10 protein-coding genes are annotated in these 11,198 nt (G+C 72.4%); 6 read left to right on the forward strand and 4 right to left on the reverse strand.

The features are described from left to right. Nucleotides 1-12: 12 nt before the first annotated feature. On the forward strand, nt 13-2,055 hold the full coding sequence (locus ACZ5PB_RS12315) for a hypothetical protein (RefSeq protein WP_468690255.1): 2,043 nt from the start codon (nt 13-15) through the stop codon (nt 2,053-2,055). 34 nt (nt 2,056-2,089) lie between these two features. Further along, entirely contained in the window at nt 2,090-2,584 is a 495-nt protein-coding gene (locus tag ACZ5PB_RS12320; protein WP_468690256.1) for a hypothetical protein, read from the forward strand. Nucleotides 2,585-3,077: 493 nt separating this feature from the next. Here the strand turns inward: ACZ5PB_RS12320 and ACZ5PB_RS12325 are convergent, their stop codons facing one another. The 3 genes from ACZ5PB_RS12325 to ACZ5PB_RS12335 form a co-directional block, all read right to left on the reverse strand. Further along, a complete protein-coding gene (locus ACZ5PB_RS12325) occupies nt 3,078-3,626 on the reverse strand; it encodes a hypothetical protein (RefSeq protein ID WP_468690258.1) in 549 nt (182 codons plus the stop codon). Nucleotides 3,627-3,850: 224 nt separating this feature from the next. Then, nucleotides 3,851-4,486, reverse strand: a complete 636-nt coding sequence (locus tag ACZ5PB_RS12330) for a GNAT family N-acetyltransferase (RefSeq protein ID WP_468690260.1) — start codon at nt 4,484-4,486, stop codon at nt 3,851-3,853. 68 nt (nt 4,487-4,554) lie between these two features. Further along, nucleotides 4,555-4,941: a hypothetical protein gene (locus tag ACZ5PB_RS12335; RefSeq protein ID WP_468690261.1), complete on the reverse strand. Its 387-nt coding sequence runs from the start codon at nt 4,939-4,941 to the stop codon at nt 4,555-4,557. Between the two features lie 229 nt (nt 4,942-5,170). Here ACZ5PB_RS12335 and ACZ5PB_RS12340 point away from each other — a divergent pair, with 229 nt between their 5' ends. The 4 genes from ACZ5PB_RS12340 to ACZ5PB_RS12355 are packed head-to-tail and all read left to right on the forward strand — an operon-like array spanning nt 5,171 to nt 10,774. Continuing rightward, nucleotides 5,171-9,016: an SNF2-related protein gene (locus ACZ5PB_RS12340; protein WP_468690262.1), complete on the forward strand. Its 3,846-nt coding sequence runs from the start codon at nt 5,171-5,173 to the stop codon at nt 9,014-9,016. Then, nucleotides 9,013-10,221: a hypothetical protein gene (locus tag ACZ5PB_RS12345; protein ID WP_468690263.1), complete on the forward strand. Its 1,209-nt coding sequence runs from the start codon at nt 9,013-9,015 to the stop codon at nt 10,219-10,221. The genes ACZ5PB_RS12340 and ACZ5PB_RS12345 overlap by 4 nt, the downstream gene beginning before the upstream one ends. 29 nt (nt 10,222-10,250) lie before the next feature. Continuing rightward, on the forward strand, nt 10,251-10,553 hold the full coding sequence (locus tag ACZ5PB_RS12350) for a hypothetical protein (protein WP_468690264.1): 303 nt from the start codon (nt 10,251-10,253) through the stop codon (nt 10,551-10,553). Continuing rightward, nucleotides 10,550-10,774: a hypothetical protein gene (locus ACZ5PB_RS12355; RefSeq protein WP_468690266.1), complete on the forward strand. Its 225-nt coding sequence runs from the start codon at nt 10,550-10,552 to the stop codon at nt 10,772-10,774. The genes ACZ5PB_RS12350 and ACZ5PB_RS12355 overlap by 4 nt, the downstream gene beginning before the upstream one ends. Before the next feature lie 45 nt (nt 10,775-10,819). Here the strand turns inward: ACZ5PB_RS12355 and ACZ5PB_RS12360 are convergent, their stop codons facing one another. Then, on the reverse strand, nt 10,820-10,984 hold the full coding sequence (locus tag ACZ5PB_RS12360) for a hypothetical protein (protein WP_468690267.1): 165 nt from the start codon (nt 10,982-10,984) through the stop codon (nt 10,820-10,822). Nucleotides 10,985-11,198: the final 214 nt, after the last annotated feature.

An 11,198-nucleotide genomic window follows, 5' to 3' on the forward strand; every position in this document is an offset into this window, starting at 1 on the left:
TTGAAGTTGCACGTGACCTACACCCTCACCCCGGACACGCCCCGACAGCAGCGGGGCCTTCGCACGACCGACAGGGCCGTTTCCCCGGTCGCCTTGCGCCAGATGGCCACGGGCGAGCCCGAGGAGACGGCCCGAGCCGAGCTCACCGACGTCGCACACCTCATCCCGACGCCCACGCCCGAACAGGCCCGAGGCGAGGCACGGATCTTCCACGCGCTCATCGCCGCCTACGGCCGCCACCGCCCCACCCTGACCGGCGGCCCGTTCGGCATCCGCAGCCTCACCCCCCGCTCCGACGAACTGGTGGTGCGGATCGCGCCCTCCCAGCTGGACCAGTGGATCGACGCCCTCGCCTTCCGGGAGGAGGGGACAGGCGTCGCAGGCCTGCGCTGGGCCGGCCGCCTCGACGGGATCGCCCTGACACTGCCCGGCATGACGATGGTCCTCGCCGGCCTCAGCGAGACCGAGTGGCGTGCGGCGCTCGGTCGCCGGTCCGCCGACCAGAGCAGCCTGATGCCGCACTGGATCCCCCAGTTCCGCCGCGAGCCCGAATACATCGCCGCCCAGGACACCGAACTCGCGGGTCTCACCGACCACCTCAGCGCCACCCTGCGCCGGATCCGGCTCCTCGACCCCCTCACCCGCATCAGCGGTCACGTCCACCTGTTCACCACCCGCCACCACAGCGCCCTCCACCTGATCGAGGCCTGCGAGGCCACCCCCACCGTCCTGCCCCTGTGGACTTCCCGCTCCGTCCCGCCGGCCCTGTGGCCCACCGTCCCGATTCCCGCCCCCGGCCCCGCGGACCCGCGCACGGCCGTGCTTGACCTCCTCACCGAGGCCGAGCCTGGCCGCGCGCCGTCCCGCACCGCCGATCGCCCCGCCGCCGGCGCCCTTTGCCACATCGCGGGCCTCAGTGCGGACCCGGTCCTGGTCGAGGCCGCCGAGCATGTTCTCGACGTCGCCGCCCGCATCCTTGCCGACCCCGTCCACGCCAGCGTGTACGCCGCCGGCGGCTGGGCAGGCAACTGCCGCACGTACCCCGAAGGAACGGTCCACGGAAGCGATCCCTGCCTCCCGCCCGGCGCCGAGGCCGTCACCGACCTCCCCGAGACAGACCTCCAGCGTCTGGGGCGGCAGGTCTCCAGCCAGCCCTTGGACACGTCCCTTGCCGACCTCGTCAACGCCGGCCAGGAAGAGCTGGTCCACCTGCTCGACTGGGCGCTCGCCGCCGCGACCCGCCCCACCAACAGCCTGAACTGGAGCCGGGACACAGACGGCACGCTGCAGCACACCCAGCCGCTCGTCGACCGCGAGGGCACCCTGACCCTGACCGCCACCACCACCGGCGTCTACCGCGTCAGCCTGCATACACGGGGGCTGAGCGACCTCGCCGACGAGGACGACACCGTGGAATGGGAGCGCGAGGCTGCGCCCTCGCAGAGCGCCGCCGTTCTGCTTGCCGAGCACGCTGCGATCGAGGCCGCCGTCTGCTTGCCCTTCCAGCGCGAACACCACAAGCAGCGCCTGCTGCTGCCCGCGGCGGTGTCGGACGAGCCGACGATCCGGTCGGTCATCACCGGAGCCGACTACGTTCTGGGCTTCTTCACCTTCGCCAGCATCCTGTGCCACCTCCACGAGCGCGCGGACTTCGCCCACGGAGCCGCCGACGGCCACTGGCGTACCGACGGCCCGGCCACCCTCACCGCTCTCATCAGCGACTGGTGCGGGCTTCCCTCACCCCACCCTGGGGAGGCCGCCAACACCACTACCGTCGACAGCCCGGCCTACCTCCGCCACCTCGCCGCCCACCGCGCGGCGTTCGACCCGTTCGTCACCCGGTACCTCGCCGCCTCAGACAGCCTCGCCGGCGTGCGCACCTTCGAAGAGCGGCATCTCGCCGGCCTCGCCGCCCTGCGCACCACCGACCTGTTTGCCCTGGCCCTCACCGAGGTCCGTCCCGTCGGCGAGCGGCTCCTTCGCCTGATTCGGTCCATGCCGCAGGACCCCGCCCAGCTGACCGCCTGGTACGACTCCACCGCGACCAGGCCCTGAATCCCGCCGACCCCGGTAGAAGGAGATCCGCACGATGAGCAAGCACCAGACGGACCAGACAGCGCTCATAGGCCCCCTCGGACAAGGGAAGGCGCCGCTGCCGGGCGACGCCGGCGCAGACCAGATGGCGGCCGTGCTCAAGCGCGCCCTGCACACCGTCGAATGCCGCGAACTCGGCCCGGAGGCGGCCAGCCAGAAGTTCGGACCGTTCGCGGACACCGCGGTCGGCCGTGTGACCGTGCTCGTGGACGAGGAGCAGATCCGGCACCACCACGCCGGCCACGACGAGCTCCACCACCTGATGCGCGCGGTCCGTGAGCGGGGACCGGCGGTGGGCGTCCTGTTGGTGCCGTCCAAGCCGACCGTGCTGGTCATGGACGAGATGGCCCGCATCACCAGCATGACCGCCGATCCCGCCTCCGGCCCGGCGCTGGCCGGGCCCACCCGCTGGGTGTACGAACCCAGTCGGCCCATGCGACCGCTCAGGTGGCCTCCGAGAGGTGAGCGCGAAGGGGCAGACGAGCGGTGACGGTTCGGGCCCGCAGGCAGTGGTCGACGACGTGTTCGCGTCTGCGGACCTGGCGCAGGCGAGCGTGCCAGGAGGAGCGGCGGTCGGAGCGAGCGCGTCTTGACATGGGAATGCGGCCCGAAGGAAATCTCCTCGGGCCGCAGTTCGGAATCTGTATACGCTTTCGCAGCCGGCCCGTGCGCCGGCCTGCAGCCGGGCTCGGCCCGGAACGAATCAGGGGGACAAGATGACCACCACGACGAAGACTTCAAGCTCGGCAGTATCAGCGCCCAGCCGTACGCCGGGCGCCCCCGTCGCCCTCTTCAGCGACGAGGCCTCTGCGGTTGCGAGGGCCGTGCCCGGCTCGGCCCGGAACTTGCCGCGGCCACTGGACACCCTGGTCTGGCGGGAGCCCCCGGCACTGGAAGATGCGGACGACAACGCGTAGTGACCGCACGGTGCGGGCACGTAGCCTCGCGCTGCTCGGCTGATCTGGCCAGGCGCCCCAACGCGGTCAGTGGTTGTGCCAGGCAGAGTGGTCCTCGCTCCACTGCTCCTCGGCCCGGGCCCGCTCGACTTCTGCGTCCAGACGTTCGATGCGCGTCCCGTCCTCGATGTGGACATCGGCGTGCGACGAACCAGCGTGGTACCGATGGCATTGGCTGACCACGACCACGGTCCGGGCGATACCCGCCTGGTTCGGCATCGCCATCGCCGTCGACACGAAGGGCCCAGCCGGGCCGCCCGGCACCGAGATCCAGTCGTCCTCGCTGGCCTGCCAGGGGAAGATCATGTCCCCGCCCCGGGGTCCGGTGCCGGAGGGAAGACCTGCGGGTGCCGGTTCAAGGCCGGCGGTCAGCCTGGCGAGCGCTTCCAGGTTGAAGACGGCCACCTGGAAGTCGTCCCCAGGGGCGGCCATCTGCCCGAGCATGGCGAGTTCTGAGGCCACCCGGCGCCAGTCCTCCGCGCGGTCACCGGTGATGCTCTGGTCCGTACGCAGTGCCGTGAGGGTGCGGGTGACAAAGGCGTGACGGGCACGTTCTCGGCCTGCGTTGCCTCGCATGGCCGCGGGTAGAGGCGGAAGGCGGTCGGCGAGGTGCTGGGCGCGGGGGCGGGTGTCCGGGGCGGGCATCGGGGTCCTTGAAGTCGACGGCGTTCGGATGGGCTCAGGCCTGCTGCGTGCCGGTCCGGTGCCGTCGCGGACAAGTACGACGGCACCGGACCGGGGCGGAGTGGGGTGCGGCGGATTCGGTTCTGCATTTCACCGGAGTGGGTCCGGTCGGGGCATCAGTCGGACAGCGCGCCGGTGATGGTGGGCATCCCCTGGACCGTGGTGATGGTGGCGGTGGGGGAGAGGACCTTGAAGGCGTGCTTCCAGCCCCGGTCCAGGAGGCTGAGGAGTTCGCCCGTGGGCAGCGTCAGCGACAGGCGGTTGTGGCTGGTGTAGCCGAGCTGCTGGTAGAACCGTGTGAGGCTGCGGTTGTGGCGGAGCGTCAGGACCGTGTATCCGGCGTCCCGGAACGTTTCCTCGGCGTGGTGGAGGAGAGCGCGGGCGATTCCCTGGTTGCGATAGGCGGGGACCACGGCGAGGCCGTGGACGGTCGAGATACGTTCGGCCAGCTTGCGCCGCATGATCGCGGGCGAGCGGTTCGGGTCGGACATCCACTTGGCGGGGCCGCACGTGATGGCCCCGACGGGGACTCCCACGGAGTTCTCGGCGATCAGGAAGTGATTCCTGCGGTGCGAGAGCGGTCCGTCGTCGCTGTCGGTGAGGGCGTGCCGCATGGGGGCCAGAGCGGCGGGCACATCCTCGGCCCGCAGTTGGAGGTCGACGAGCGAGATCAGCCCGACGAGGGCGTCGCCGTCATCTTCGGTCGCGGTCCGGAAGCGGATGCCGGTGGTGGGAGCAGTGAGGGCGTGCATGGTCGAGTCCTTGGCGCTGGCAGCCGGACCGTCTCGGCGCGGCTGAGGGGCGGGGGAGGCAGAAAGGGTCAGCCGAGCGGGGTGCTCCAGCCGAAGAAGAGCCAGCTCGGCTCCGGCCCGGCGGACTTGAGCAGCAGCGCTCCGGCGCCGCCGGTTCGAACGCACGGGGCGTCGTCCTCGATCAGGCGGTCGGCCAGCCACTCGGCGTCGTCCTCGTCGAGGGCCGCGCCGTACGGGACGGGGGACGGAGCGGAGTCGTTGAAGTAGCCCGCGACGACGGGGCCCAGCGCGGAGCGGTCGCGCACAACGGTGACGCGGCTGACCCGCGACAGGTCCGCGCGCCGGGCGAACGGGTCGACCGGAAGGTCCCCGTCCTCGGTGGCATGGCGTGTGAACGCGGTCTCGGCGTCGGGGCCGCTGGCGGTGAAGCGGAAGACCATGGGGTCCAGGTGCATGGCGATCCTCGCAAGAGTCGGTGCGGTCGGCGCACGGATGGGTATGCCGACGCGACGCGGGCGAAGTGGGGGAGGTGCCGAAGCTCGGCGACAAGAAACAAACTACATAGTGAAAGCTCGATATGCAACATCCATCGTTCTGGTCGCCCGTGTGTATGGCACCGACCTGACGCGGACGCAGGCCACAATGGGAGTGGTCTCGACGGCGTCCGGCTACTGGGGGAGTGACTTGTCCATCGACCGCCTGCAGCACATCAGTCCCGCAGCGCTGGCCGCCCGGACACCCCGAGTCCAGATCCCGCCCTCTCGCACAGACACCGACGCCCCGGCCGAGGGCACGCCCGTGGCCCTGATGGACGCCGACACCTTCCGCAGCACGCTTCACCGCGTCGTCGCTCAGCGCACACCCGCCGCCGCGGTGGCTACCGAAGCCGCCCGCCGGATCGCCCAAGGTCACCTCGACGTCGCCGCCCTGCGGACCGTGCTGTTCGAGACGGGGGACGCAGACATCTGGGCACCCGCACGCCACGCTGCCCTCACCGCAGTCGCGGCCAGCCCGGCCCTGGCGCCAAGCGTCATCTCCATGCACGCCCAGCTGCTGCGCACCCCCGCCGCGACCGTCCGGGAAGGGCAGGGGGACGACGGGCAGCCGTTCTTCGTCGCGCAGGCCGCCTTCGCCCCCGCCGGCCGCGACATCACCGGCAGCGTCCAGCAGGCCCGCACCCGCAAGGGCGCCCGGCAGCGGGCCATGGCCAGCCTCATCGCCGCGCTCGCCGGCCTGCCGGATCCCCTCGCCGATCGCGCGGTGCCCGGCTGGAATTGGGACACGCCCGCCGCCCAGCCTCCGGCGCCCGCTCCCGCAAGTGCGGCCAACCCCGTGTCGGCCTTGAACGAGTTCCACCAAGCCGGCCACATCACCCGGCCCGACTACCGTCTCCCCACACCGACACCCACCGGCTTCACGGCCACGGTCACCGCCATCCACCGCGGCCGGCAACTCACCGGCGAAGGGACCGGCCCCACCAAGCGACAGGCCCGAGCCGAAGCAGCCGACCGGCTCCTCAAGACCCTGCAGACTGCCTTCAGCGCCGACGCCGAGCCCCCGGCCGCGCCCGAACCGGCGGCCGCGCCCGTACAACCCGCGCTCCCCGCGCCGACAGAGGGCCAGGAGGCGCCGCGCGCCCTCCCGGCCGGCCCGGCCGACCTGTTTGCTGCCCAGCGCCTTCTCGAGCAGGCCCTCGCCGACGGCGCCGCCCTGACTCTGCTGCCCTCACGCCACCCCGGCCGGGCCGCCTGGATGCTGTTCCAGCCCGACGGCACACCCCTGCCCGCCCTCCCCCAGGCGCCGCCGCCGCTTCAACCCGTCACCCGCGATCTCGTCCTCGCCGGCGCCGGCGGCATCATGCCCCGCCGAGCCATCGTCACCGGCCTCGCCGTCCCCGTCGGCCTCGCTCTGCCCACACTGCTCACTCCCCGCGAAGGCGAGCACCCCTCCGTCACCGGATGGCGAGCAGGCCTCCGTCTGGCCCTGACCTGCGTCGCCCACCAGCGCGTCTACCCCGCCCTGACCGCCGACGGCCAGGGCTGCTGGCGCATCGGACCGATCACCGAGCCGCTGCGCACCGCCGTCACCGCGGCCGCCGCCCAGATGGCCCCCGAGGGACACTGCCTCCTCGCCGGCGCGAACCCCCTGCGCGTCACGGCGCCCGAGAACGCCCTCTGGCCCCTGCTCGACGCCGTCGCCGACGCGATGGTCCGAACACCGGGCGCCGCCCCTCTCCTGGGCCCCGGCCCCTTCACGAGCACCCCGGCCCCCGACACCGACCCCGGCGCAGAGCTGTGGGCCTGGGCCGACGCCATCGAGGACGCCGTCGACCCCTGCCCCGCTCCCCGCCTCACGCTGCGCATCAAGGAACCCGAAAACACCGAGCACGCCCCCACCGCCCAAGCCGTCCTGCTCCTGGCCGCCGACGACCAAGACGAACCCGTGCAGGCGAGCAGCATCTGGGACGGCCACCTCACCCGGCCCACCCTGACACCGGCCGTACTGCCCGGCGTACGTCGCGCGCTGCGCCGCGGGGCCCGCGACTTCCCGCCGCTCGGCGACCTCGCCGCACAGGAACGTCCCCGCCGCCTCACCCTGTCCGCCGAGGACGTGGCCCACCTCCACGACCACGCCGCCGCCCCGCTCGCTGCGGCCGGCATCACCATCCACTGGCCGCCCACGCTCCTTGGCGCGCTGTCCGCCACCGCTGTCATCGGCCGCCCCGACTCCGCCGACGAGTCCGCCCCCGGCGCGGGCCTCCTGGCCCTGGACCGCCTCGTGGACTGCCGCTGGCACATCAGCCTCGACGGCGACCCGCTGACCGAGGAGGAGATGACCGCCCTCGCCGACGCCGCCTGGCCACTGATCCGCATGCGCGGCCGCTGGCTGCTCATCGACCCCGACACCGCCCGCCGCGCCCGCCACCGTGATCTGGCACCCCTGCCTTCCCTCGACGCGCTCGCCGCCGCCCTGTCCGGCACCCTCACCCTCGACGGCGAAACGCGCGACGTCCGGCCCGCCGGCACCCTGGCCACCCTGGTTGACGCCCTGCGCCACGCACCCGACGACCCCCAGCCCGTACCACCGCCGGCCGGCCTGAACGCGAGCCTGCGCCACTACCAGCAGCGGGCCCTGACTTGGCTCGCGCACACCCTCGGCATGGGCTTCGGTGCGCTCCTCGCCGACGACATGGGCCTGGGCAAAACGCTGACGACCATCGCCGTGCACCTCCACCGCGCCGAAACGGCCGGCGAAGCCGCCGGCCCGACCCTCGTGGTCTGCCCGGCCTCCCTCATCACGAACTGGCAGCGCGAGATCGCCCGCTTCGCCCCAGGCACCACCGTCGTCCGCTACCACGGCACCGGCCGCGCCCTCGACACCGAGGCGCTCGACCACACCACGGTCGTCATCACCACCTACGGCACCCTGCGCCGCGACCCCGCCCTCGCCGCCACCCCGTGGGGCATGGTCGTCGCCGACGAGGCCCAGCACATCAAGAACCCAGCCTCCGCCACCGCCAAGGCACTGCGCGAGATCCCCGCCGGCGCCCGGCTCGCCGTCACGGGCACCCCCGTCGAGAACAACCTCACCGAGCTGTGGGCCATCCTCGACTGGACCAACGAGGGCCTCTTCGGCACCCGTGCCGCCTTCCGCGCCCGCTACGGCGCCGTCGAGAAGGACCCAGGTGCGCCCGCCGCCGCAGGCCTCGCCCGGCTCATCGCCCCGTTCATGCTCCGCCGCCGCAAGACCGACCCCGGCATCGCCCCCGAGCTACCCGGCAAGATCCACCACCACCGCGTCGTGGCGCTCACCGACGAGCAGACCGGCCTGTACGAGGCGATCGTCCGCGACACCATGCACCAGATCAGCACCAGCAGCGGGATCGAACGCCGCGGCCTGGTCCTGAAACTGCTCCAGGCCCTGCGCCAGATCTGCAACACCCCCACCCTCTACCTCAAGGAGCCCCTGGACGACGCCGAGCCGGCCGACCTCGCCCGCCGCTCGGGCAAGCTCGCCGCCCTGGACGACCTCGCGGCGACCCTCGCCGACCGGGGCGAAGCCGCCCTCGTCTTCACCGGATACGTACAGATGGGCCGCATCCTCGAACGCCACCTGGCCGCCCGCGGCCGCTCCGTCCGCTTCCTCCACGGCGGCACACCGCCAGCGCGCCGCCAGGAGCTCGTCGACGCCTTCCAGAACGACCCCGACCCGGCCCCGGTGTTCATCCTGTCCGTCAAGGCGGCCGGCACCGGCCTGACCCTCACCCGAGCCGAGCACGTCATCCACTACGACCGACCCTGGAACCCCGCCGTCGAGGACCAGGCCACCGACCGCGCCCACCGCATCGGACAGCACCGCACCGTCCAGGTCCACCACCTGATCACCGAGGGCACCGTCGAGGACCACATCAACGAACTCCTCGCCCGCAAGCGAGCCCTGACCGACGCCGTCCTCACCTCCGGCGAAGGCGCCCTCACCGAACTCGACGACACCGAACTCGCCGCCCTCGTCACCCTGGGAACCCGATGACCGTCCGACCCCTCGCGCCCCTGGCGGGCGCATGGAAACAGGCCTTCCATCTCGCCACCAACGGCTCCAGCTCCTACGGCAAGGGCCTCAACCTCGCGCGCAACGGCGCAGTCGCCCAGATCCACACCCAGGCCGGCAGGCTCAGCGCATCGGTCGCCGCGAAGAAGGCCACCCACACGGCCGCGATCCACGTTCCCGAGCTGACCGCCACTCAATGGGACACGCTGGCCGCCAAGCTCGCCGACGACCCGCAGGCAGTCGCCGACCTCGTCGCCAACCGGATCCCCGCCACGATCGCCGACTCCGGCCACGCCGGCGGCATCTCCATCGCCCCGCCCTCGGACGGCATCACCTTCTCCTGCTCCTGCCCCGCCGGCCGGGCCCACCGTGTCTGCGACCACAGCGCTGCCCTCGGCCACGCCGTCGCCGAACGCCTCACCAGCAGCCCCTCCCTGCTGCTCGGCGCCCGCGGCATGACCGCCCGCGCCCTCGCCGCCCACGTCCGCGACCTCGTGGACGGCGCCGACCCCGGCCCTCTCCCCGCAGACACCAACGGCACCGTGCGCGCCGCCCAGCTCTACTCGCTGTCCGCCCACCGCGCCCCACAGGCCCCACCGGACCTCGACCTCGACACCGTCAGCACCCTCACCTACGGCGACGCGCCCCACCCCGGGCCTCGAGCCCAGGACCTGACCCGGATGACCGCCGATGCTGCCGCCCGCGCCCGGACTCTCCTGGACGGCACCGCCCCCGCGCCCCACGACGAGCTGGCCGATATCGTTCGGATCCTCGCCAGCCCCGACGGCGCGGACCAGATCGCGGTCGCCCAGCACGCCACCGGCATCCCCGACCCCACCCTGCGGGCGATGATGATCGGCTACCGCCACGGCGGCCCGGCCGGCGCCCACGCCACCCTCGCCGCAGCCCCGGTAACCACCGACGTCCTGGAGCGGGCACGACAGGCCGTCCAAGCCTCCCGTGCCGTTGCCCTCGGGACCATCGACATCGACGGCAACGCGCTCACCGACACGACCGCTGGAGTCCAGATCCGTCCGGGTCCCGACGGTCGCTGGTACCCCTTCACCCTCTACCAGGGGGCATGGCGCACCGGCGAATGGCGCCCCGCACCCGGAGCCTGCCACGATCCCGCCGAGGCATATCGCGCGGCACGACGTGCCCGGGCCGCACGCCCCCTCAGGCGATAGACCGACCACCGATCCCGAAGGACCCCCGCATGTCCGTAGACCTCCAGACCGGCGTACGCGCCTACCAGTTCATCGTCGACCGGCTCGAGGAACGGCGCCGCGAGCGGTACCCCGCCGGACGCGAGGAGTACGAAGCCGCTTGGACCGCCGCCCACGACCTGGAGAAGGACTTCGCCACGGCTGTACACGGCGACGACCTCGCCACAGCAGAACAGCTTCTCCACAAGCTCATGAACATGGCTGCTCCCTGGCGCGACCATCCCCACCACCCGGACAAGCACTTCCGAGCCGGGCAGCAGGCCGACCTCACGGCCCCCCGGACCTCGTCATGAGGCGGCAGTGGATCCTTCCGTGCGGCATGATCGCCGCCATGGTGGTGCTCACGCCCACCGTGTTCGACACCCGCAGCACACCGTGGGCCATGGGATGGGTCGCCATCCTCCTCGGGGCCGTCGCGGTGCAGATGCTGCTCATGCTCGTGGAGTATCTCGCCCCCGCGGCGGACAGGCCCGAGCACAACGCCGGGACGAACGACGCAGGCACTCCGGTCTGATCCGGTGTCGCTGGCCGCTCGAGGCCAGCACACGGCTCTGCCCGATCAGCTCGTCCAGGTCTTGATCTGCGCGGCGACCTCGCGCACAGGGAGCCCGTCCCGGGCGGCGCGGGCCAAGGGCAGGACGGTGTCCAGGCCAGGACTTACCGGAAGGCCGCACGCCGAGAGGTAGGCCGCGGTCACCGTGGCCGCGAAGAGGAGGTTCCTCACCTCCAGGCTGGGGTTCCTCGCCAGCTCGCACAGCAGCGCTGCCGCCTTGTGATGAGGTTCGGGATAGACCTCGTGGTCCAGGACTTCCGCCCGGTGGCGCGCTTCCGCCGCGACCGGGACGCCACGTTAACTGAACTAGTTCCGTTCTTCTCGCAGGTCAGGTGACGTTTCGGAGATCCGCGCGTTAGTCGGTCCGTGAACGAGTCAGAGGCAC

Source organism: Streptomyces sp. NPDC032721 (assembly GCF_055579625.1).

Coding starts and splice junctions, on each gene's coding strand:
- ACZ5PB_RS12320 (WP_468690256.1), top strand. CDS start 2,090: ATGAGCAAGCACCAGACGGACCAGACAGCGCTCATAGGCCCCCTCGGA.
- ACZ5PB_RS12325 (WP_468690258.1), bottom strand. CDS start 3,626: ATGCGAGGCAACGCAGGCCGAGAACGTGCCCGTCACGCCTTTGTCACC.
- ACZ5PB_RS12330 (WP_468690260.1), bottom strand. CDS start 4,486: ATGCACGCCCTCACTGCTCCCACCACCGGCATCCGCTTCCGGACCGCG.
- ACZ5PB_RS12335 (WP_468690261.1), bottom strand. CDS start 4,941: ATGCACCTGGACCCCATGGTCTTCCGCTTCACCGCCAGCGGCCCCGAC.
- ACZ5PB_RS12345 (WP_468690263.1), top strand. CDS start 9,013: ATGACCGTCCGACCCCTCGCGCCCCTGGCGGGCGCATGGAAACAGGCC.
- ACZ5PB_RS12350 (WP_468690264.1), top strand. CDS start 10,251: ATGTCCGTAGACCTCCAGACCGGCGTACGCGCCTACCAGTTCATCGTC.
- ACZ5PB_RS12355 (WP_468690266.1), top strand. CDS start 10,550: ATGAGGCGGCAGTGGATCCTTCCGTGCGGCATGATCGCCGCCATGGTG.